The sequence below is a fragment of the Shewanella sp. WE21 genome (assembly GCF_002966515.1).
GTDB classification, from domain to species: Bacteria; Pseudomonadota; Gammaproteobacteria; order Enterobacterales; family Shewanellaceae; genus Shewanella; species Shewanella oncorhynchi.
In genome coordinates this window covers 3,684,701-3,708,182 of record NZ_CP023019.1, presented here as the reverse complement: position 1 = coordinate 3,708,182, position 23,482 = coordinate 3,684,701, and the positions used below count along the sequence as shown (strand labels likewise).

Genomic DNA, 23,482 nt, shown 5'->3' with positions numbered 1-23,482 from the left:
ACATAATAAAACGAGTAGCATCATGCCTTTGAGTCGCTTCCACGCATTACGCACTTACCTAAATAAGGTTGTTTTAGGGCAGCCAGTATTGACCGAAAATCTGCTCATTGCCTTAATTGCCAATGGCCACTTATTAGTTGAAGGACCACCGGGGCTGGCAAAGACCCGTGCAGTGAAAGCCTTATGTGACGGGGTTGAGGGCGATTTTCACCGCATTCAATTTACCCCAGATCTGCTGCCCGCCGACTTAACTGGCACAGATATCTATCGCTCGCAAACTGGCACCTTCGAATTTGAAGCCGGACCGATTTTCCACAATTTAATCTTGGCGGACGAAATTAACCGCGCCCCAGCCAAAGTTCAGTCAGCCTTATTAGAAGCCATGGCCGAAGGTCAAGTCACAGTTGGTAAGCACAGCTATAAGCTACCGCCGCTGTTTTTAGTGATGGCCACCCAAAACCCATTAGAGAACGAAGGCACGTATCCGCTGCCCGAAGCACAGCTTGACCGTTTTCTGATGCACTTAAACCTTGATTACCCGAGCGGCGAGACTGAAATCGAAATTCTGCGTCAATCCCGCAAAGAAGCGCTGACCCACGAATTGCCAACCACTGAGCCGATTGCACAAGCAGATGTGTTTGCCGCCCGTGACGAAGCCATGGAAATCTATCTCGCCGAGCCGCTCGAAAAGTACATAGTCGAAATCGTGATGGCGACCCGTGAGCCTTTACGTTACAGCGAAGACTTAGCTAAGTGGCTTGAGTACGGCGTCAGCCCGCGCGCAACCATTTCATTAGAACGCTGCGCCCGCGCCCGTGCTTGGCTGCACGAGCGAGACTTTGTTTCACCAGAAGACATTCAAGCCGTCGCGCCAAATGTATTACGCCATAGACTCCTACTCAGCTACCAAGCACAGGCCGAAGGTGTCAGCCGCGATCACGTGATCAACCACATCTTAAGTCAAGTTGCAGTACCTTAACGGTGAGGATAAAGGTGAAATAAGATGAGTGACACAGCGCGACTCTCAGCCTCAGTCGATGGCTTGCCGCTTTTTGCCGATGGCTTGCATTTAACCGAGCAAGAGCTGCTGGCGTGCCAAAATATCGCCCGTGCTATGCCTGAGCGTTATAGCCGTGCCCGCGCTAATTTAGCGGGCCATCGCAGCAGCTTAATCAAAGGCCGCGGTATGGAGTTTGCCGAGGTGCGCCACTACCAACAGGGCGACGATGTGCGCACCATTGATTGGCGCGTTACCGCTCGTACAGGCACAACTCACACTAAGTTATTTGTCGAAGAACGTGAGCGCCCTATTTTATTGTTAATCGACTTGAGCCAAAGCCTCTATTTTGGTTCGAGTTTATTGCTGCAATCGGTGCAAGCAGGACACCTTGCGACCACCTTAGGTTGGAATGCGATTAACCATGGCGATCGGCTCGGCGCCTTGATCGCCTGCGAGTCTGAGCATTTAGAGCTCAAACCCCGCAGCCGTCGTCAGGGCATATTGCAATTGATCTCAGGCCTGCGCCGTGTGCACGAAAATCAGCTCAATCATGTTGGCACTGGCCAGCGCGATCCTGACCATATCCTGCGTGCCTGTCAGCGATTACAACGTATCGCCAAACCCGGCTCCTTAGTTTGGATAGTGACAGATGGCAGCCATTTTAGTCCCCAATGTATCGCGCCTCTCACCGAGCTTAAGCGTCATTGCGATGTGGGCGCCTATCTTATTACCGATCCTCTGCGTCAAGGCACACTGCCGTTACCGCACAACTTTAATTTGCCGGTGCGGGATGGGGATGAGAACTTAGTGCTTACCCGCCACAGTTATCAGGCTTGGCTCGACATTCAGTTACGTCAGCAAAACGATTTTATCGCCATGATGCAACAACTGCGCGTACGCACCCAGCTCATAAATGCGGGTGCTCCCCTAGCCCATCAATTGGAATTATTGCGTTAACTATGGATCCAGCAACAGTGAATTCAGAAATAGCAAATCCACAGGCAACAGTACCTATGCCTTCTACGGCGTCAAACCCAGCCCTTGCACAACTGCAGGATATTATTCATCCCGATCCGATCGGCGCTTGGCCTTGGGCAATCGGTTATTGGCTGGTTTTAGCACTTGTGATTGCCCTCATCACACTCTTAGTTATCTGGCTAAGAAAACGCGCCCGTGACTTAGCGCCGAAAAAAGCCGCTAAACAGTTACTCAATCAGCTCGATAAACAAGCGACTTCCTATGCCTCTGACGTCAACAGCCTATTAAAGCGCACCGCCATGAGTTATATCAGCAGAGAAGCGATAGCCTCCTTAAATGGCGAAGCTTGGGCGACTTGGTTAGACAGCTATTTACCCGAGCATAAACGCCAACGTATCGGCCCCTTATTAGCCAAACGTCATCAGGCAACGCCATTGACCTTAGCTGAAGCCAATGAATTGCATCAACTCACACAGGCTTGGTTGGCATCGAAAGCAAAACTGAGTGCGCCTGAGCCGAATCTTGTTCAAGCTAAAGGCTACGTTCAAGCTAGTGGCGACGCTCGAGCTAAAAGCCAAGCGCCAACCCAGCAAACTGACACTGAAAAAGCGGAGGCACAATGTTAACAATTGCATGGCCTTGGCTATTGATATTATTGCCTTTACCTTTGATTTTTTGGCGCCAACAAACCGTGCAAGTGGATGGTGGCCGGCTGCAATTACCCGGAATAAGCCAAACGGGTAAACAAAGCTTAGCGGCCAATACGCGTCAGAGCCGCAAACGCTACTGGCTGATGTGGTGCCTGTTAGTGCTCGCTATTGCTCGTCCTCAATGGCTTGGTGAACCTATCGAACTGCCAAGCCAAGGCCGTGATTTGATGATGGCGGTGGATTTATCCGGCAGTATGCAGATTGAAGACATGGTGGTGAATGGCAAAACCGTCGATCGTTTCACTTTAATTCAGCACGTCGTCAGTGACTTTATCGAGCGCCGCAAGGGTGATCGTATCGGCTTGATCCTCTTTGCTGATCACGCCTATTTACAGGCGCCGCTCACTCAAGATAGACGTTCAGTGGCGCAATTTTTAAAAGAAGCACAAATTGGCTTAGTCGGTAAGCAAACCGCCATAGGTGAAGCCATAGCGCTGGCGGTAAAACGCTTCGATAAAATGGACGAGAGTAATAGAGTGTTGATTTTATTGACCGACGGTTCTAACAACGCGGGCAATATCGAACCAGAGCAAGCAGCGCAAATTGCCGCTAATCGTAAAGTTACCATTTATACGGTTGGTGTGGGCGCAGATGTGATGGAGCGCCGCACACTCTTTGGCCGCGAGCGGGTTAATCCTTCGATGGATCTGGATGAAAACCAACTTAAGCATATCGCCGACGTCACCCACGGCCGTTATTTTCGCGCCCGTAACAGCCAAGAGCTAGACCAGATTTACCAAGAAATCGATAAACTCGAACCTGTGAGTCGCGATCAGTTAAGCTATCGTCCGCAGGCAGATCTGTTCTACTGGCCGCTGGCACTGGCATTACTGACGAGTCTGTGGATTACCTTAGGTCAATTGCCACTCTTTGCAGCGCGCCGCGTTAAACCCTCTGTCGCAACCACTTCACAGGGGAACATCAAATAATGAGCCTACATTTTATTCGTCCCGAATGGCTACTCGCCCTAGTGCCGCTAGCCTTAGCCTTGTTGAGTTTATGGCGGCAACACGAAAGCCACAGCGCGTGGAACCGTTATATTGCGCCGCACTTAGCCAAGATATTGGTCACCCAAGGCAATAAGAAATCCCGCCGTCCGTTACATTTATTAGCCTTAACTTGGTTGATTGCGACCTTGGCACTCGCCGGACCTGCCGTGAATAAACAATCCTTACCTGTGTTTGCCGCCGAGCAAGGCCGCGTACTGGTGATGGACATGTCCGTATCTATGTTCGCCACCGATCTTGCCCCGAATCGGTTAACCCAAGCTAAATTTAGGGCAACGGATCTCCTGCGTAATCTTAAAGAAGGTGAAACAGGTTTAGTCGCCTTTGCCGGCGATGCCTTTACTATCAGCCCATTAACCCGTGATACCGGCACATTACTCAATTTACTGCCGACGTTAAGTCCTGAGATCATGCCCGTTCGTGGTTCAAACTTAGCGGCAGGCTTGACCCAAGCCAAAACGCTACTGGCTCAGGGTGGCCATATTCGCGGTGATATTATCCTGATGACAGATGGCATCACAACAGCCCAGTTTGATGAGGCTAACTCGGCATTAAATGGCACCCAATATCGCCTCGCCGTCGTCGCTTTTGGCACCAGCCAAGGTGCGCCAATCCGTCTACCCGATGGACAATTACAACGCGACAGTAGCAACGAAGTCGTTGTGGCCCGCACTGATTTCGCTCTGCTGCAAAAACTGGCCGTGAATAACAAAGGCGTTCTGATCCAGAATCGCACCGACGGTAATGATCTCGCCCAATTACAGCAATGGTTAAGCGATGCTGGCGATGCGAAAGCCACAGATCTTGATGGTGAAACTTGGCAGGATCTCGGTCCTTACCTCGCCTTATTATTACTGCTACCCGCCCTTTTCAGCTTTAGACAAGGAATCGTGGCCAGTGTTGGATTTGTCACTCTTGCTGGCAGCTTACTGCTCGCGGCTGTGCCTCAGCCAGCCCATGCCAGTGTGTGGGACAATGCCTGGGATAATGTGTGGAAAACCACAGATCAACAAGCGATGCAGGCCTATCAATCCCAAGATTACGCAAACGCCGCTAAGCAGTTTGAGTCGCCCCAATGGCGTGGCAGCGCCCAATATAAAGCTGGTGATTTTGCGCAAGCACTGAAAACCTTCGAGCAAGATAGTTCAGCCCATGGCCTCTACAATCAAGGCAATGCGTTGATGCAACTCGGTAAACCCGATAAGGCCAAGGAGCGCTATCAAGCCGCGCTTGAGAAACAAGCTGATTTCCCTGCGGCCAAGGCCAACCTTGAACTTGCTGAAAAGTTATTGCAGGAACAGCAACAACAGCAAGGTAAAAACGAGCAACAGGATAAGAACCAAGATCAACAAGGCGATCAGCAGTCCGGTGATCCCAAATCAGGTGATCAGCAGTCTGGCGACCAACAATCCGGTGACCAAAAATCGCAGGATAAACAGCAATCAGACCAAGATAGCGCTCAGAAAAATAAACAAGATCAAGCAGGGCAAGAGCCTCAGGATCAACAGGACAATGCCGACGCGGATCAAAGCCCTGAACAGCAAAAAACGGATGAGCAACAATCTGAGCAAGATAAGCAAAATGGCAATGCTCAGGACAAGCAGAATGAAGCTCAGCAGGAAAATGAGCCGGTAGACAATTCACCTGTAGAAAATGAAGCTAAGATGCAAGCGCAGGCTAAAGCCGATGCTGAAGAGCAAAAGTCAGCTGAACAAGAAAAGCAAAGCGTTGCCGCCAAAGAAGCTCCAGAGCAAAATACGCAAGATAAACAAGAGGCTGCTATGAGTGAATCGGTCGAGGCACCGCCAACCAATAGCGAGCCACTGCCCGCAGAAATGCAACGAGCACTGAGGGGCGTGAGTGAAGACCCGCAAGTGTTACTGCGCAACAAGATGCAGTTGGAATATCAAAAACGCCGTCAAAATGGCCAAATATCAAAGGATAACGAACAGTGGTGACGAGACAATTTTTTATCCTGCTACTCCTTGCCATCGGAGTGGCCCATCCCGCCTTTGCACTTAGCAAAATTGAGGCCTCGGTCGATCGCAACCCTGTGATGGAGGGCGAATACTTTGTGCTCAACATCAGTGTCGATGACGAAGTCGATACCGGTAAGCTAGACACGTCCGCCCTACTAAAAGATTTTATTGTCGGCCGTACTAGCGTGAGTCGCAGCACGCAAATCATGAACTTCGATGCAGTCAAAGAAACCCGCTGGCAAGTACTGCTCGCGCCAAAACAACAAGGCCAGTTAACCATTCCAGCCTTTAGTATTGACGGCGTCAGCTCATCGCCTATTCCTCTCAAAGTGGTCGAAACCGGTAGCCAGCCCGCGCAAATGAACAATCTGTTCATTGACGCCAAAGTCTCGACCGACGAAGCCTATGTTGGGCAGCTCATTACCTACAAGGTGAAACTCTATCTGGCGGTAGAATTACAAAGGGGCGTATTGAGTGCACCAGTGATCGAAGGCGCACAGATCAAACAAATCGGTGAAGATAGGGATGGTTCAGAGATAGTCGATGGCCGACGTTACCGCGTGATTGAACGCACCTATGGCATCATTCCCGATTTGCCCGGCCAAGTGAATATCAAAGGTGCAACCTTTGCTGGCGATGTGCTGGTAGAATCCCAACGCCGCGGCGGCATGTTTGGCTTTAATGAAAGCCGCCCAATGCAAGCAGGCGCGCCCTCACTGACAGTTCAAGTGAATCCCGCACCAGCAAGCTTCCAAGGCCAATGGCTGGTTGCCGATTTAGTAGCGCTAAAAGAAAACTTCCCTGAGGATATTAAAAAGTTTACCGTCGGTAGCCCTATCACCCGCACTATTACGCTGTTGGCTTCCAATGCCGATGAAAATAGTCTGCCTGATATAGTGCAAACTCTGCCCGATGAGCTTAAGTCATACCCAGAAAAACCTCAGCGGCAGACCTTTGTGCGCGATGCACAAATTGTTTCGCAGTACAGTATTACTTCGGCAATCGTTCCCAGCAAAGCGGGCACCTTTACCTTGCCCGAAATCAAAGTGCCTTGGTGGAATCCGCGCCTTAAACGTCAAGAAACTGCAACGCTGCCCGCGCGTACCATAATCGTTGAAGGCGGTGCTGTCAGCGATACGCCAGCTCAACCAACATGGGAAACCAACTCCGCGGCCGATAAGGGCTGGTCTTGGCTAACCACGGTTTTTGCTGCGCTATGGCTGGTCACTCTAGTCGCTTGGATTATCACCTTAGTCGCTTGGCGCCGCGCCTTAAAAAATCAAACGGCCGCCCCAATTTCAGTAAACTCTTCAATCAGTTCAGCACAATCAGTGACTGCCTCCGGCTTGAAAGGATTAGAGCAAGCCTGCGCCAGTGGCGATGTGAGCCGAATAATGTTGCAATTGCAGCGACATTTCAGTGAGTTACAGCAAACGCCTATGACATTAGATAAGATTGCTGAGCAGTCACCACAACTGGCAGCAGCGATACAGCAACTGCAAATCAAAGCCTACAGTGCGAAGGCCGATAAGAGCCATCATACTGACAGTGCTAATACGAGCAGTGCGAATTCTAACAATACAAATAGCCACTTAAGCGCCGAATGTACCGCCTTACTTAACGCGGTTAAGGCCTGTGAGCATAAACATTCAAACCCAAAATCAGCGCCATTAAGCCCACTGAATCCTAAATAAATGATGGGGTTAATGACAAAGAAGCGAGTGCTACCATGCTAAATATTCAGCCAAAAAGCCCAAAGATAAAAAATGTTTGCTAACTGGCGCAAGAAATCCGTCGAGCCCGCGGTCTCTTCTGACATGCTAAGCAAACAACGACGATACAACAGCCTAGTCAAGGCGCTACATGCAGACATTTTCCGCTACGCCTATTGGTTATGCGGCGATAAACACGTGGCTGAAGACATTACCCAAGAAACCTTCTTGCGGGCGTGGCGCTCTTTGGATTCCCTCAAGGATGATAAAGCGGCGAAAGCTTGGCTGATCACGATTCTTAGGCGTGAAAATGCGCGGCGTTTCGAGCGTAAACAGTTCGATTATTCCGACGTTGAGCAAGATACCTTAGAGGACAATATCTCCAATAGCAGTGAAGAGCAGACCGAGCAATATCTGATCCGTCGACAAATTGGCAAGCTGGATATCGAATACCGCGAACCACTCTTACTCCAGCTCATTGGTGGCTTTAGCGGCGATGAAATCGCCGAGCTGATGGAGCTCAATCGCAACACCGTAATGACGCGTTTATTTCGGGCGAGGAGCCAATTGAAAGAATTACTTGAGAAGAATGATGTGAGAGGTCAATCCAATGGATGAGCTTAAATTTAGACGTCAAGCTTATGAAGATCCTCATAATCAAGATGCTGACTTTCTGGCACAAATCAATGCCAAGTCAGAAAACCAAGCCCTAATCAATGAGCTTAAAAACCTTGATGCCAAACTGAGCAACGCATTGAAAGTAGATGTGGCTGAGGATCTCGCCGACAAACTCATTTTGCGTCAGCAGTTACAACAGCACCATAAACAGCGCCGGCAAACGTTTTTTTTAGTGGCCATGGCAGCCTCGGTCGCGTTTGTGGTAGGGATCAGCTTCAGCCTATTACGCTTAGGGCCTATTGATTTGGCTGAACATGCACTGGCCCATGTCTACCATGAAGATATTGCCTTGCATGTCGATCAAAATGTCAATTTTAGTCAAGTCAATGCCCAGCTTGCGTCGATAAAAGACTTTGGCAATGCCAAATTTACCCAACAACCGGGCAAAGTGTATTACACCTCTTATTGCGATTTTCAAGGGGTAAAAAGCCTGCACTTAGTACTTCAGGGCGAACAAAGTAAGGTGACACTCTTTATCGTGCCACTCGAGAAACGTATGGTGTTGGATAAAACCTTCGCCGACGGTAAATATCAAGGAATGGGCTTTGAAACGCCCGATGCATTTATTTTGCTCATAGGTGAGGATCAAGCTGACCTTAGCTATATAAAAGACGAAATCAAGAATATATTTATTTAAGCCATTGTTATAAATTGCATTTAAAAATCAATCTCCGATATTTTCATGTTATCGGAGGTTAGATTTCAATCACACTTACATCTGCTAATGGGCGCACGTTCAAACATCTGGTAGCATGCTTGCCACTTTTAATAATAAAAAGATGGGAAAAGGCAAGATGACGATTGAAACCCCGATTTTAATCACATTTGTTGGTTACTTAGTATTGATGATGGGCATAGGTTTTTGGGCTTACCGTGCTACCGATACTGTTGATGATTATATTTTAGGTGGCCGCAAAATGGGCCCCGCAGTGACCGCACTCAGCGTGGGTGCATCTGACATGTCAGGTTGGCTGTTACTGGGGTTACCCGGCGCAGTTTACTTAAGCGGCTTAGGTGCAGCCTGGATTGGCGTAGGATTAATTATTGGTGCTTGGCTAAACTGGTTATTTGTTGCCAAACGACTGCGCATTTATACCCAACTCGCCGATAACGCCCTCACTTTACCGGATTTTTTCGAGAAACGTTTCCACGATACCCAAGGCTATCTCAAACTCGTTTCCGCAATCACTATTCTGGTGTTTTTTACTTTCTATGCCTCCTCTGGCATGGTCGGTGGCGCGATTTTGTTTGAGAAAGTCTTTGGGCTTGATTACACCGCAGCCCTCGTGATTGGCTCGGCCATCATAGTCGGTTACACCTTTATTGGCGGTTTCTTTGCCGTGTGTTGGACTGACTTTTTCCAAGGCAGTTTAATGCTCATCGCCCTATTGATTGTCCCTTTCGCCGTTTTCGCTCACCCCGAAAGCCATGCAGGTATTGAAACGATCGATCCCGCGATGTTGGCATTAGTCAATGACAAAACCACTGCCATCGGCATGTTATCTTTGCTCGCATGGGGCCTAGGTTATTTTGGTCAGCCACATATTTTGTCGCGTTTTATGGCGATAGGCAGTGCTGATGCTCTGCCCTTGTCACGCCGTATTGCCATGAGCTGGATGGTGTTATCTCTCATTGGCGCGTTAGCCACAGGTATCGCAGGATCGCTCTATTTCGCCAAAGAGCCATTAGCCAATTCTGAAACGGTATTTATCCATTTAGCTCAAGCAGCGTTTAACCCATGGATTGGTGGGCTATTAATCGCCGCTATTTTATCGGCAATCATGAGTACTATCGACTCACAGCTCTTAGTCTGCTCAAGTGTCATCACCGAGGATTTCTACCGTAAATGGTTGCGCCCAAAGGCCGATGATCGCGAGCTAATGATGGTAGGTCGTTTAGGTGTACTCGCTATCGCTGTAATTGCAGGTGTGATAGCACTCAATCCTGAAAGTAGCGTGCTCAGCCTAGTGAGTTATGCTTGGGCAGGCTTTGGTGCGGCCTTTGGTCCCGTAGTCTTGTTATCCCTGTTTTGGAAGCAATATAGCCGTAATGGCGCTATCGCCACTATTATTGTCGGTGCATTAACTGTGGTGATTTGGAAGCAACTCACTGGTGGCATTTTTGAAGTATACGAAATCCTTCCTGGGTTTATATTCGCGACTATTGCGGGTATTTTAGTCAGTAAATTCTCTGCTCCAAGTGAAAAAGTAACGACAGAGTTCGAACAATTTAAGTCTGCACTCTAATCTAGATATGCTTCCATATGTTAAAAAGCGCACAAGTGTGCGCTTTTTACATTTTGTATCCTTTTAAATGCCCAACACACCATTACAAACCGTTAACTTCAATTGAAACCCATAGCGGTACCCAAAGCCCTTCATATCAAGCATCTGGCCAGACCATTCAAGCATACTAAAGTATCACTCTTGTTTTAAAGACTTTTAATTAACTGAAAATTAACATATTTCACTTCTGGTCGGACTTGTTGAGGGTACATTGAATCCATAAGATGCCGGAGACTAATAAATGGATTTAAATACTTTCGGCGGACTAGGACCGAATAAAAATCCAATACTTATAAAAAATAGAGAGAATAATAATGAAAACATTCAACAAGACACTCATTGCCGTTTCTGTCGCATTAGCAAGCACACAAACCTTAGCTTCAGGTTTTCAACTAAACAGCCAATCAGCAACGGGTATGGGCCGTGCATTTGCGGGTGATGCGGTTATTGCCGATAACGCTTCTGTGTTATCACGTAACCCTGCTGCTATGGCATTATTCGATAAAGATGCGATCTCCTTCGGCTTAACTTATGCCGATATTACTGTTGATGTTAAAGACGTTAACTTTGCCGGTGGTGCCGTTGACTTAGGCAGCATCGATGACGCGGGTAGCTCTAAAATTATCCCTAATATTTTCTACATCCACCCCATCGACGATAAGTTCGCCGTAGGTTTTGCCGCTTTCTCTAACTTTGGTACCGGTACCGATGCCAGCTCACTTTCAAAGAGTTTACCAGCAGGCTCACCAGCACCTTATGATCTGCTTGGCGAAACAGAAGTAACAACGGTTAATTTTAACACCAGCCTTTCATACCGTATTAATGACATGTTCAGTATCGGTGCTGGTATTGATGCCATTTACGGTGAAGGCCGTTTAACCCGTAACATGGGCGCGACACCTCTGGTTGACGTCGACGCTGACGGTTGGGCGTTTGGTGGTATTGTGGGTGCCACAATTGAGTTAGATAAAGACAATCGTTTCGGTATCAGTTACCGCTTCAGCCCAACAGTGAATGTTAAAGGTGATATCAACACAATCAGCACTAAAGATCTATCTGCCGTTGGTTTAGGTTCAAAAACAGCACTAGCGACAAGCTTTGACAGCTTAGACGTACCCCTTGCGGATATTTTCCAAGTTGCTGGTTTCCATCAGCTCACACCTAAGTTTGCAGTGCACTACACTGCGCAGTACACCCAGTGGAGCAACTTTGAACAAATCACGGCTAAAGATGGCGTAGCCACTATTATTCCAGGTCAAGCGGGTGCAGGTACTCAACTGCAAGCTGGCGACGTTGCTCTGAAAGAATACCAATGGAAAGATTCATGGTTATTCAGCCTAGGTGGCACTTACACAATCAACGAACAATTCACCGTGCGCGCGGGTTATATGCATGACCAAGGCGTTGTGGACGAAATCAGCTCTATTTCATTCCCAGACTCTGACCGTAACTGGTATACAGCGGGTATGAGCTACCACATCAACCCACAAAACACGGTTGACTTTGGTATCGCTTATATTAAAGGTGAAGAAGTTCACCTGATCGAAAACAGCGCAATCGCAGGCCCTGTTAATGCGATTACTGAATCGAGTGGTATGTACTACTCAGTTCAATACAGCTACCAGTTCTAAGATAAATTCCTAACACCAAAAGCCGCATTTTTTGCGGCTTTTTTGTATCTTAAGCATTTATTGCCTAAAGTTAATTCATACTCCTGTAAATGCAGCTACGGCTATGGCTAAAGTCATTGGACTCGGTGGAATTTTCTTTAAAAGTGTCGATCCCGTTGCCTTGGCAACTTGGTACAAAACCCATCTTCAAGTCCCCATTGAAAACTGGGGAGGCGCCGCGTTTTATCACACAGATAAATCAACTCTTGGCTACCATGTTTGGACCCCTTTCGCCCATAGCACGGACTATTTCGCCCCCTCAGATAAAGGGTTTATGTTCAACTTTGTCGTTGACGATCTAGAGCAAGCCCTAGTACAAGTAGAGCAAGGTGGCGGTCAACCGATTGGTGGTATTGAAGATTCAGAATTTGGCCGCTTTGGCTGGTTTATTGACCCTGACGGCAATAAAGTCGAATTATGGCAGCCAAGCGCCATCCCTCCTGAAAAATAAATGCTTTAAACAGATATTTCAAAACTCATATCTCAACATAATCTCCTCTGCCTTAAGCGGCATCTATTCCGAATAAACCCAGTGCATGACTGAGGTTTATTCGGTATCGTAGACTGAGTTCATCTAATCAAGAGATTCTTTTTATGGAAAAAAGTAACATCCTTCCTGCCCTGCTGTTAGGTGGTTTCCTTTGCGCTGGACTTGTTTATGTAGGCCAGACAGCAAGCTCAGCACTATTGCAAATGAAAGCCATGGAACGCACTGTCACGGTAAAGGGCTTAGCGGAAAAAGAAGTCAAAGCCAATGTGGCAATTTGGCCAATCAATTTCACTGAGGTCGATAACAATCTGCCTAAACTCTACGAGACGGTACAGCAAAAAACCGATCGTGTTGTGGCGTTTTTAAAGGAACAAGGCTTTAGCGACAGCGAAATTACTGTCTCTTTGCCCTCAATTGAAGATCGCCAAGCCCAAGGTTATGTCGATCCCAACGTCAGATACCGTTACTCAGCAAAAGTGAACCTATCGGTTTATACCCCACAGATTGATCTTATGCTGAACACCCGTAAGCAAATGATTAACTTAGTAAAAGAAGGCATAGCGATCGCCAGCCAAGATTATGATAATCGCACTGAGTTTCTGTTTACCGATCTCAACTCAGTCAAACCTATCATGGTGCAAGAAGCGACTCAAAATGCCCGCGAAGTGGCTGAAAAATTTGCTAAGGATTCGGATTCTCGCCTCGGAAAAATTAAAAGTGCGAGTCAAGGCCAGTTCACTATTTCAGACCGCGATAGCAGCACGCCTTACATTAAACAAATTCGCATCGTTTCCACACTAACCTATTATTTAAATGACTAAATTTTAGGCTTAATTTGAAGCTCTGAAGCACGAGGAATAAGGCGCTATAGGCCTTATTCCTTATTCCTAAATTAGGTAAAAACACTACATTAAATTTTTCTAATAAATATTGATTGCCTATTGAAAACAACTCCATTAGAATTTTCTCATAAATTACATCTGGGGTGATATAAGTTATGACATCAATTTCTCGTGCTTTTTTCTTACTGCTGGCACTTTCCAGTACTCAAGCTCAGGCTGCCTCAGTCGAAACCATCGAAGTCTTAAATAAACCCTATCCGAATTGGGTCACCTTAGACGCCACTATTGAAGCAGTAAAAGCGGCGACGGTATCGGCGCAAACCTCTGGTCGTATTGTCAAACTCAACTACGATGTTAACGATGTCGTCCCCGAAGGAGCCGCCCTACTGGAAATTACCAGTAAAGAGCAAGGCGCTGAACTGGCAAGCTTTGAGGCTGATCTAGCCAAAGCGAAGGCTTTAAATGTCGAAGCTCAGACGCAATACAAACGTTATAAAGAGCTATTTCCCCAAGGCGCGATTTCTAAGGGCGCGATGGATGAAGCCACCGCCAATGCTAAAGCAACAGAACAAGCCGTCAGTGCAGCACAAGCCCGTGTCATCAAAGCCAACGAATCCTTAAAATACACTGTCGTTTCAGCGCCTTTTAGTGGCATAGTCACTGAGCGTTTTGTCGAACTTGGCGAAACCGTAAGCCCAGGACAAGCACTACTTTCAGGGTTTTCCGCGAGTCAAATGCGCGCCATTACCCAAGTGCCACAGCGTTACATTAACCAACTTAAAAATTCCCCCGAATTTCTCGTCCGTTTAAGTGATGGCCGCGAGTTCACCTCAACTGACCTCACGATTTTCAGTTTCGCCGATCCCGTCAGCCACAGTTATCAAGTGCGAATTAATCTGCCAGAAAATGAAGCCAATCTTCAACCCGGTACTTGGGCAAAAGCTTCCTTTAAAAATGGCGATCGGGAAAAAATCCAACTGCCCACCTCTGCACTGCTCACAATGAACGAACTGAGCAGTGTTTACCTTAAACAAGGCGAAGCCTTTGTGCTGACCCAAGTCCGTGTCACTGAACCCTTAGATGGCGAGGTAGAAGTGCTTGCGGGCCTTAAGTCGGGTGACAAGGTGGCCGTTGATGCCTACCAAGTGTTGCTCAGCAAGAAGCAATAAATTCCCTAGCGACTTAAGCTTTGTCGAGGTTGTTTTATGAAACATGCTCCAGTACCACAAACCACACTTGGGATTTCCGGACGAATTGCCGCAGCCTTTCAAAATAGCGCCATCACGCCGCTATTAGCACTTCTCGGGCTCTTACTTGGCTTATTCGCCATTTTGGTGACACCAAAAGAAGAAGAGCCACAAATTGATGTCACCTTTGCCGATGTGTTTATCCCTTTTCCCGGCGCGACACCCACGGAAGTTGAAAACTTAGTCACTCTGCCAGCGGAACAAGTGATCTCCGAAATCAAAGGCATAGATACTCTGTACTCGTTCTCCCAACCCGATGGCGCGCTGATCATCGTCATCTTTAAGGTCGGCGTTGCGCGCAATGATGCCATCGTCAGCCTATACAACCAGATTTATTCCAATATGGATAAATTGCCAAGGGGCGCTGGCGTGGGCGATCCGCTAATCAAACCCCGCGGCATCGATGATGTGCCCATTGTCAGTTTGACCTTGTGGTCTAAGGACAGGCAAGTGTCTGCTGAGCAGCTAACCCATGTCGCCCTTGGATTAGAAACCGAAATTAAGCGTATTCCCGGCACTCGCGAAATTGATACCGTTGGCCAGCACGATATGGTGGCCAACATACGTATCGATCCCGCCAAGATGAACAGCTTTAATCTGACCTACGATAAGTTAAGACAAAGTCTGAATGACAATAATATGGTCTCTATGCCTGCATCCTTAGTGCAAGGCAATCAAGAGATTAAAGTTCAGGCTGGGCAGTTTTTACAATCCATCGACGATCTCAAGCAATTAGTCGTCAGTGTCTATCAAGATAAACAAGGCAAAAATATTCCGATTTATTTGGCGGATATTGCTGAAATCAGCTTAAAAAGTGATATCCCGAAACAGAGCGTTTGGCACGCAGATAAAACCGACATTTATCCCGCCGTCACAATCGCAATTGGTAAACAAGCAGGCCAAAATGCCGTCGACATCGCCGACAGTGTGATTGAGCGAATTGCTAAAGTCGACAATGTGTTGATCCCGGCAAATGTCGAAGTCACAGTGTCACGTAACTATGGCGAAACCGCGGCGGATAAATCTAACACCCTTATTTTAAAACTGATTTTTGCCACCAGCGCCGTAGTTGTACTGGTATTTTTAACCATGGGCGCACGCGAATCCTTAGTCGTGGGCGTGGCCATTATTATCACGCTGGCGATCACCCTTTTCGCCTCTTGGGCGTGGGGATTTACCTTAAACCGCGTGTCCTTGTTCGCCTTGATTTTCTCCATCGGCATCTTGGTCGACGATGCCATAGTCGTAGTAGAAAACATCCACCGGCATATGGCGCTCGGCGAAAAGTCCTTCAGCGAGCTTATCCCAGTGGCGGTTGATGAAGTCGGTGGCCCGACGATTCTGGCGACATTTACTGTTATCGCAGCCTTGCTGCCGATGGCTTTTGTATCGGGCTTAATGGGGCCTTACATGAGCCCGATCCCCATCAACGCCAGTATGGGCATGTTAATTTCCCTCGTAGTGGCATTTGTGGTCACTCCTTGGCTCAGTCGTAAACTGCTGAAACATAATGACCAACACGATACTGCCCAAGCCTCGCACGAGGATGAAGCTGAAACTAAGATGGTGCGCCTCTTTACTCACTTAATTGGCCCTTTCCTACTGGGTAAAAATGCCCGTAAGGCAAGAGTGGGACTAGCTGCCGGCGTATTTGTGTTAATCGGCATCGCCGTCGCGCTCCCCGTGGGTCAGCTCGTGGTGCTTAAAATGCTGCCCTTCGATAATAAGTCCGAGTTTCAAGTAATGGTGGACATGCCAGAAGGCACTCCCGTAGAGCAAACACAAAGAGTATTGCAGGATTTGAGTCGCTACCTAACAACCGTCCCTGAGGTCGAGCATCTGCAATTGTATGCGGGCACTAACGCGCCAATGAACTTTAACGGCTTAGTGCGCCACTATTTCCTGCGTCACAGCCAAGAACTTGGCGACATCCAAGTGAACCTAGTGGATAAGAAACACCGCAAGCGCGACAGCCACAGCATAGCGGTATCGGTGCGAGACGAACTGCAGCAAATTGGCGAGCAATATCAAGCCAATATCAAAGTGGTTGAAGTGCCACCTGGACCACCAGTGTGGTCGCCGCTGGTTGCAGAAGTGTATGGCCCAAGTCCCGCTATTCGCGAGCAAGCCGCATATGAGATGCAGGCGCTGTTCCATGAAACCAAAGATGTGGTCGATATCGATATTTTCTTACCCGCCGCCCAGCAAAAATGGCAAGTGATGATCGACCGCAGTAAAGCCAGCCTGATGGCCGTGCCCTACAGCAATATTGTCGACTTGATTGCCACCTCAGTTGGCGGCAAAGATGTGAGCTATTTACATCAAGCCCAGCAAAAACAACCGATACCGATCCGCCTGCAATTAAACGAAGGCGCGAAAGTCGATTTAGAGCAAGTGCTGAATATGAAGTTACTGAGCCAAACGGGGCAATCTGTGCCTGTCTCTGAGCTGGTGACCATCAAACGCGGCAAAATCGATGCACCAATTATCCATAAGAATATGATCCCTATGATCATGGTCGTCGCCGATATGTCGGGACCACTGGACAGCCCGCTCTACGGTATTTTCGATATGGCGGGCAAAATTGATGGCACCGATGGCTTAGGGTTTGATCAGCATTATATTCACCAACCCACAGGGTTAGACTCAGTCGCCGTGCTCTGGGATGGCGAATGGAAGATCACCTACGAAACCTTTAGAGACATGGGTATCGCCTATGCGGTCGGTATGATTGCGATTTATTTATTGGTGGTCGCGCAGTTTAGATCGTATCTGGTGCCGCTTATCATCATGGCGCCAATTCCACTGACTGTGATTGGCGTAATGCCTGGACATGCCCTGCTCGGAGCGCAATTCACCGCGACGTCCATGATAGGCATGATAGCGCTGGCGGGGATTATTGTGCGTAACTCGATATTATTGGTCGATTTTATTAATCAAGAAACCGCATCCGGCGTGCCCTTTGAGCGGGCAGTGATCCACTCTGGCGCCGTGCGAGCTAAACCTATCATGCTGACTGCATTTGCAGCCATGATAGGGGCATTGTTTATTCTTGATGATCCGATTTTCAATGGCTTAGCAATCAGTCTGATCTTTGGTATTTTTATCTCGACCATACTGACGTTAGTTGTCATCCCTGTGCTGTACTACACGGCCATGAAAAACCGTATGAATACTGTTCAGATACAAACACAAAATTAACCACAACAAAGGCCATCACCAAGATGGCTTCAAGGAGTAAGGTATGTCATTAGAACGCAGTATTATGGCTTTTGCCGGATTGATGGTGTTATTGTCACTGGTGTTAACCGCCTATGTGCACCACAACTTTCTGTGGTTAACCGCATTTGTTGGCGCTAACCTATTCCAAAGTGCTTTTACCGGTTTTTGTCCTGCCGCCATGGTTTTACGAAAATTGGGTGTAAAATCAGAGGCTGAAATTGCTAAACAAAGCTAAGCCACATACAGTCACTACTTAAGAGTTAAGATAAGAGATAAGAGTTAGGTGAGCAAGTACACGCTTGGTTAATACAAGCGTGCCAAAAAGCCGTCAAGGAGAGATAAAGTGACCCACAACCTCGTAACCCGTGGCCAAAGCCTAATGCGCTTAGCCCTATTAAGCCTGCAATCACTGGTTCTCATGCCACTGCTGCTAATGCCCATGATAGCCAGCGCAGCCGACCAAGATCCTGCAATCGCATGGGATAAAATTGCCGCAGGCGCTATGGTGCTCGATGTTAGAACGCCTGAAGAATTTGCCGAAGGTCATTTAGCGAATGCGGTCAATATTCCCTTTGAGCAAGTGACAGAGGAGTTTGCTAAGCGTGGCATCGCCAAAGATGCTCCCGTCGTCTTGTATTGCCGCAGCGGCCGTCGTAGCAGTATTGCGACCGAAGCCTTAGTCGCTGCCGGATACACCCAAACCTATAATGGTGGCGGTTACTCCAGCTTAGTTGAGGCGCAAAAAACACCCGCTAAGTAATTAACAACCATCAAATTGACTCTAGTGTGGGGAAGTAAGAATAAATCACTTTAGTACTCTCACCTCGCTCTAGCCATTCAAGGCTTAACGGCTAAAAGCGCCCTAGGGCGCTTTTTTATTGTCTAAATAAAATATCGAAATTAAGCAGGGGTGGATTAATAAGTTTTTACCAGATTCATTGTGGACGAAAGAGCACAGGATTTTTTAGTAGTTCTATAAAATAAGTAACACCCGTATTCCCAAACAGCCTAAGTAAAGTCAATCAATTGGCAACTGCCACCCTATTGACAGCCTTTTGCAACAATTTCGCATAATCAATCACTTGAGAAAATCTTCTCATTATGATGAAAACTTAAAGTTTGTTTTTGTTATTTTTAATCACAAAAAAAATATATATATAAATTTCAATGTATTGCTAACAGCAAAATCAATCAAAAACCAGTATATGGAGTCGTAAATTCGTATTCACTTATTCACGTTTATCACATAAAAAAACAAATATTTTAATAAAATTTGGTTACAACTCGTTACAAGTTGAATTTATATGCACTATAAATGCCTATTAAATCTAAATACTTACCAACCGCCATACCGTTAACAATTGATTTACAAATGCTTTAGTCGCAGATAAATTCACTAACCGAGTAGCATCTGAGTCGTAGTTATTCTTATGAAACATAAAATAATAATGATTAACACTAAATTGACCATGGAAGAAGAACATGACAATCAACAGAACCACTAAAATAGCGTTAAGCCTTTCAAGCTTAGCTATTGCGATCTCAGCCGGTGTACAAGCAGCACCACAAGCCCTAGGTTTTGCCGCAGCATTACAAGCACAAACCTCCCCACTGCCAAAGCGTTACATTGTGAAGTTTAAAAACACTGATGCCGCGGCCATCATGTCAGCCAATAGTGTGCAATCAACGAGTGATCTGCAGTTACTCAGTGACGCGACAACAGATACGCTACCAACCACAATGAATTATCAGCCACAAATGGCCGAAATCAGTGCCCAACATACCGCATTAAATAAAGTACAAGCGAAGGAAATGAAGCGTATCGGCCGCAGTAACAGCTACTCGGTGAAACTCGATGCCAAAGGGATCAATGCATTAAAAACCCGTGCTGATGTGGAATATGTCGAAGAAGATATGCCACGCCGCTTTCTAAGTGAAAGTACGCCTTGGGGCCAAACTTTTGTAGGAGCAACCCAGCTAAGCGACAGCCAAGCGGGCAACCGCACTATTTGTATTATCGACTCAGGCTACGACCGTAGTCACAGCGACTTAGGTGGCAACAATGTCACAGGGACCAATAACTCAGGCACGGGTAACTGGTTTGAGCCGGGCAATAATAACGCCCACGGTACCCACGTTGCGGGGACGATTGCGGCGATTGCCAACAATGATGGCGTGATCGGCGTTATGCCAAATCAAAATGCCAATATTCATGTGATCAAAGTGTTTAATGAATCTGGCTGGGGCTACTCTTCATCCTTAGTCGCTGCCGTAGATACTTGTGTCACCAACGGCGCCAATGTTGTCACTATGAGTTTAGGTGGTTCAGGTTCTAGCACCACTGAGCGTAACGCTCTGGCCGCCCACTATAATAATGGTGTTCTCCTGATTGCTGCTGCGGGTAACGATGGGAATAGCACTCACAGCTACCCAGCATCCTACGATGGCGTCATGTCTGTCGCCTCTGTGGATAGCCATAAAGACCACTCAGCATTCTCCCAATACACCAACCAAGTGGAAATATCAGGCCCTGGTGAAGCCGTTCTATCGACTGTTACCCGTGGCGAAGGCCGTTTAGCCGATATCACTATCGGCAATCAGTCTTACTTTGACTCAGGTGTCGTACCGCACAATCGCCTGATACCCTCTGGTAGCAGCTATGTCCCCGCACCATTTAACGGTACCAGCACTGCAACTTTGGCAGAATGTACCGTTAGCGGCACAAGCTTCAACTGCGGCAACATGACCAATAAGATTTGTTTAGTGGAACGTGTTGGTAATCAAGGCACTAGCTACCCTGAAATTAACGCAGCTAAAGCCTGTAAGAATGCGGGCGCCAGTGCGACGATTGTTTACAGTAACGCGGCATTACCCGGCTTACAAAACCCCTTCCTTGTCGATGCTAACAACGAAATCAATATGGTTTCTGTATCTGTTGATCGTGCAACAGGCTTAGCATTGCGCAATCAACTGGGCGCCACAGTCACTGTCAGCAACCAAGGCAATAAAGATTACGAGTACTACAATGGTACATCTATGGCGACACCGCATGTGTCAGGTGTTGCGACCTTAGTGTGGAGCTACCACCCAGAATGTAGTGCGGCGCAAGTCCGTAACGCATTGAAAATGACCGCCGAAGATCTTGGTACTGCGGGTCGTGACAACTACTATGGCTATGGTTTAGTTAATGCAGTTGCAGCAAAAGCCTTCCTAGACGCATCTTGTACTGGTCCAACGGGTCCTGTCGATCCAACCGAACCGGGCGATAGTGTTCTGGTGAACGGTGTGGCGAAAACAGGTTTAGCAGGCGCAACAGGTGAAGAATTACATTTTTCATTTGAAGTTCCAGCAGGTGCAACTAACCTAGGCTTTGTGATGAACGGTGGCACAGGTGATGCGGACTTGTATGTGCAATATGGCGCGGCGCCAACCACCACTAATTACGATTGCCGTCCGTATAAAAGTGGCAATAGTGAGTCTTGTCCAATCACCAACGTACAATCAGGCACTTACTATGCCATGGTGAAAGGCGATTCGGCTTTCACTGGTGTGTCGTTAACGGCGAACTACACAGCGTCTAATGGCGGCGGTACGCCAACGAGCTATACCAATGCTGATAACTATAATATTCCTGATAACAAAGCGGCGGGGATCACTAGCCCAATCACGGTTACTCGCACAGGTGATTCAGGTACTGTGACTGCAGTCGTGAACATAGTCCACCCTTATATTGGTGACTTAAAAGTGCAGCTGATCAGCCCTTCAGGAAAAACGGTTACCCTGCATAACAACACAGGTCTTGGTGCAGACAATATCAACAAGAGCTATACCGCAGATATGACAGGTGCGAATTCGAACGGCGTATGGAAGTTAAAAGCCGTAGACAGTGGCCGTGGTGATGCTGGCTATATCGATAGCTGGGAACTGAGCTTCAAATAAATCAAAATCGATACTCTTACTGATACTTAAAAGTGATAAACGGAAAGAGCCTGCAATTGCAGGCTCTTTTTTACAAAACATGTTATTCAATATCTTTGAGAATTTCAGGCTCAATCAACACGCTGGTTTCATTATCCGATAACCAAATTTGGCCTTCACTAATCGAAACTTGCAATGCCATATTACGCCCAACAAAGGCTTCCATCGCCGTGACGGACTCTTCGGCAATATTCCACACTTTTAAATTCTGATAACGCTCTAATGCCTGCTGATTCTGTTTCCACCAAATCGGTACACTGCGACCACCATAGGTAAAGAGCTGTACGACTTTGGCACGGCCGCTGGCCTTTCGAAGCCATTTTTCATCGGCCTGACCAAACTCAACCCACAACTCAATTTCACCGGATAGGGTTTTGTCCCATAGCTCTGGCTCGTCATCGACGCACAGACCTTTACTAAAACTTAAGGTTTCGCTGGCATTCACAATAAACGCGAGTAAACGCACCATCATGCGGCCATCGGTTTCGGAAGGATGCTGTGCAAGCGTCAATTGATGGTCTTGGTAATAATTCCGATCCATATCGGCTATCTGTAAATTGACTTTAAACACGGTCGCCTTGAGGGCCATAGTCATCCTAAATGCAGAGTGAAATCCTGAAACAGCGAAATCCTAAAATAAGGCTGCCGAGTCTACCTGAGACTCGGCATTAGCTCAAACGAACAATAGAATACGCCCATGAAATCGAACAAAACGTGCAATCGAACAGAAGGTTAAATCGAACCCAAGGCTGAATCGGTAAGAAATTAAATCGCACCGGGTCGCAGATGTTTAGCCGTGGGGAAATGGGCTTTCAACAAGCTGATTTTTTGCGTATCCGCTACCAGTAGCATGCGCGTACCCAGCTCATACTGTTGACTCAATTCACTGAAAGCGGGTAAAAAACCGCGATCTGCGTCGCGGCGAACAAGTTCAGTGAGTTCGACGCTCAAATCCCCTTGGCTGTATATCCAATCGAGGCGCTGTAATAATGGCATGGCGGCGAGCGGCAATAAGTCCACAGACGTTGCATCATCCAACAAAAGGATTTCGCCGCGGCTGACTAAGTTATTAAACGCATTATGGTAATGCTCGGTGGTACGACTATCGAAACGGTCGCCATTGGTATCGAAAAAACGCTCCCAAAATAAGCGGCGTTTCGAGGTTGAATCGAGTTTATCTTGTACTTCGACGCGTCTATCAGCAACAAAATCGAATAACGGTTTGAGTGACTGCGGTAGGCTAGATTCTAAACGCGAGCGAATCGTGCGTGTAAATACCGGTGCAGCGCCCGCAGTGCTGATCGCGACCACTAAACGACCTCGATCCACAATAGAAGGAGTGATGAAGCGGCAAAAGGCGGGATTATCAACAGCATTAACCCAGATACCACGCGCGGTAGCTAAGGTCGCTAACTCGGCATTAAGACTGTCGTTTGCCGTAGCTAAATACACCAAATCATAATTTTGAATGTCGGCATGGACGACTTCACGCTGGGATAACAAAATGCGGCCAGCATCTGCATAACGTTGCACCTCAGGGTTCACCTCTGGCGCTACCACGTGGATATTGGCTTCAGTACGTGTCAGCAGTGCTAACTTACGGCTCGCCACATCGCCCGCGCCCACCAGCAGGACATTTAAGTTAACCGTATCGACAAACAAGGGGAAATATTGCATTAGATGA

Annotated in this window: 19 protein-coding genes; 17 read left to right on the top strand and 2 right to left on the bottom strand. The window is 47.4% G+C overall.

Annotation, left to right across the window (positions count from 1 at the left end):
• The first annotated feature begins 22 nt into the window (after nucleotides 1–22).
• The 17 genes from CKQ84_RS16525 to CKQ84_RS16445 all read left to right on the top strand — a co-directional run bounded on the left by CKQ84_RS16525 (nucleotide 23) and on the right by CKQ84_RS16445 (nucleotide 21,759).
• Nucleotides 23–979, top strand: a complete 957-nt coding sequence (locus CKQ84_RS16525; RefSeq protein WP_028761051.1) for a MoxR family ATPase — start codon at nucleotides 23–25, stop codon at nucleotides 977–979.
• Between the two features lie 24 nt (nucleotides 980–1,003).
• Entirely contained in the window at nucleotides 1,004–1,957 is a 954-nt protein-coding gene (locus tag CKQ84_RS16520; RefSeq protein WP_105252083.1) for a DUF58 domain-containing protein, read from the top strand.
• Nucleotides 1,958–1,959: 2 nt separating this feature from the next.
• Nucleotides 1,960–2,604 carry a DUF4381 domain-containing protein gene (locus tag CKQ84_RS16515; RefSeq protein ID WP_105252082.1) on the top strand — a complete coding sequence of 215 codons (645 nt, stop codon included), beginning with the start codon at nucleotides 1,960–1,962 and terminating at the stop codon, nucleotides 2,602–2,604.
• Nucleotides 2,598–3,617: a VWA domain-containing protein gene (locus tag CKQ84_RS16510; RefSeq protein ID WP_105252081.1), complete on the top strand. Its 1,020-nt coding sequence runs from the start codon at nucleotides 2,598–2,600 to the stop codon at nucleotides 3,615–3,617. Before CKQ84_RS16515 ends, CKQ84_RS16510 begins: the two co-directional genes overlap by 7 nt.
• On the top strand, nucleotides 3,617–5,653 hold the full coding sequence (locus CKQ84_RS16505; protein ID WP_105252080.1) for a VWA domain-containing protein: 2,037 nt from the start codon (nucleotides 3,617–3,619) through the stop codon (nucleotides 5,651–5,653). Before CKQ84_RS16510 ends, CKQ84_RS16505 begins: the two co-directional genes overlap by 1 nt.
• Nucleotides 5,647–7,368 carry a BatD family protein gene (locus CKQ84_RS16500; protein WP_105252079.1) on the top strand — a complete coding sequence of 574 codons (1,722 nt, stop codon included), beginning with the start codon at nucleotides 5,647–5,649 and terminating at the stop codon, nucleotides 7,366–7,368. The genes CKQ84_RS16505 and CKQ84_RS16500 overlap by 7 nt, the downstream gene beginning before the upstream one ends.
• A gap of 72 nt (nucleotides 7,369–7,440) precedes the next feature.
• Nucleotides 7,441–8,004 (top strand): sigma-70 family RNA polymerase sigma factor, encoded by a 564-nt coding sequence (locus tag CKQ84_RS16495; protein ID WP_006085483.1) that lies wholly within the window; start codon nucleotides 7,441–7,443, stop codon nucleotides 8,002–8,004.
• Nucleotides 7,997–8,701 (top strand): DUF3379 domain-containing protein, encoded by a 705-nt coding sequence (locus tag CKQ84_RS16490; protein WP_105252078.1) that lies wholly within the window; start codon nucleotides 7,997–7,999, stop codon nucleotides 8,699–8,701. The genes CKQ84_RS16495 and CKQ84_RS16490 overlap by 8 nt, the downstream gene beginning before the upstream one ends.
• A 157-nt stretch (nucleotides 8,702–8,858) precedes the next feature.
• Complete coding sequence (gene putP, locus CKQ84_RS16485) at nucleotides 8,859–10,310, top strand: sodium/proline symporter PutP (protein ID WP_105253092.1); 1,452 nt, start codon at nucleotides 8,859–8,861, stop codon at nucleotides 10,308–10,310.
• A gap of 353 nt (nucleotides 10,311–10,663) precedes the next feature.
• Nucleotides 10,664–11,980 carry an OmpP1/FadL family transporter gene (locus tag CKQ84_RS16480; RefSeq protein WP_105252077.1) on the top strand — a complete coding sequence of 439 codons (1,317 nt, stop codon included), beginning with the start codon at nucleotides 10,664–10,666 and terminating at the stop codon, nucleotides 11,978–11,980.
• A gap of 103 nt (nucleotides 11,981–12,083) precedes the next feature.
• Nucleotides 12,084–12,470 (top strand): VOC family protein, encoded by a 387-nt coding sequence (locus CKQ84_RS16475; protein WP_028761061.1) that lies wholly within the window; start codon nucleotides 12,084–12,086, stop codon nucleotides 12,468–12,470.
• 143 nt (nucleotides 12,471–12,613) lie between these two features.
• On the top strand, nucleotides 12,614–13,330 hold the full coding sequence (locus CKQ84_RS16470) for an SIMPL domain-containing protein (protein ID WP_028761062.1): 717 nt from the start codon (nucleotides 12,614–12,616) through the stop codon (nucleotides 13,328–13,330).
• Nucleotides 13,331–13,506: 176 nt separating this feature from the next.
• Nucleotides 13,507–14,520 carry an efflux RND transporter periplasmic adaptor subunit gene (locus tag CKQ84_RS16465; protein ID WP_028761063.1) on the top strand — a complete coding sequence of 338 codons (1,014 nt, stop codon included), beginning with the start codon at nucleotides 13,507–13,509 and terminating at the stop codon, nucleotides 14,518–14,520.
• 36 nt (nucleotides 14,521–14,556) lie between these two features.
• A complete protein-coding gene (locus CKQ84_RS16460) occupies nucleotides 14,557–17,799 on the top strand; it encodes an efflux RND transporter permease subunit (RefSeq protein ID WP_105252076.1) in 3,243 nt (1,080 codons plus the stop codon).
• Nucleotides 17,800–17,842: 43 nt separating this feature from the next.
• Complete coding sequence (locus CKQ84_RS16455; RefSeq protein WP_105252075.1) at nucleotides 17,843–18,055, top strand: DUF2892 domain-containing protein; 213 nt, start codon at nucleotides 17,843–17,845, stop codon at nucleotides 18,053–18,055.
• A 108-nt stretch (nucleotides 18,056–18,163) separates the two neighbouring features.
• Nucleotides 18,164–18,580, top strand: coding sequence for a rhodanese-like domain-containing protein (locus CKQ84_RS16450; RefSeq protein ID WP_173913194.1), 417 nt, complete (start codon nucleotides 18,164–18,166; stop codon nucleotides 18,578–18,580).
• A gap of 722 nt (nucleotides 18,581–19,302) precedes the next feature.
• A complete protein-coding gene (locus tag CKQ84_RS16445; protein WP_105252074.1) occupies nucleotides 19,303–21,759 on the top strand; it encodes a S8 family serine peptidase in 2,457 nt (818 codons plus the stop codon).
• A gap of 82 nt (nucleotides 21,760–21,841) precedes the next feature.
• On the opposite strand, the gene CKQ84_RS16440 is transcribed toward CKQ84_RS16445, so the two are convergent.
• Both CKQ84_RS16440 and CKQ84_RS16435 read right to left on the bottom strand, forming a co-directional pair.
• Nucleotides 21,842–22,387 carry a YaeQ family protein gene (locus CKQ84_RS16440; RefSeq protein ID WP_028761068.1) on the bottom strand — a complete coding sequence of 182 codons (546 nt, stop codon included), beginning with the start codon at nucleotides 22,385–22,387 and terminating at the stop codon, nucleotides 21,842–21,844.
• Nucleotides 22,388–22,563: 176 nt separating this feature from the next.
• Entirely contained in the window at nucleotides 22,564–23,475 is a 912-nt protein-coding gene (locus tag CKQ84_RS16435; RefSeq protein ID WP_105252073.1) for a bifunctional precorrin-2 dehydrogenase/sirohydrochlorin ferrochelatase, read from the bottom strand.
• Between the last annotated feature and the right edge of the window lie 7 nt (nucleotides 23,476–23,482).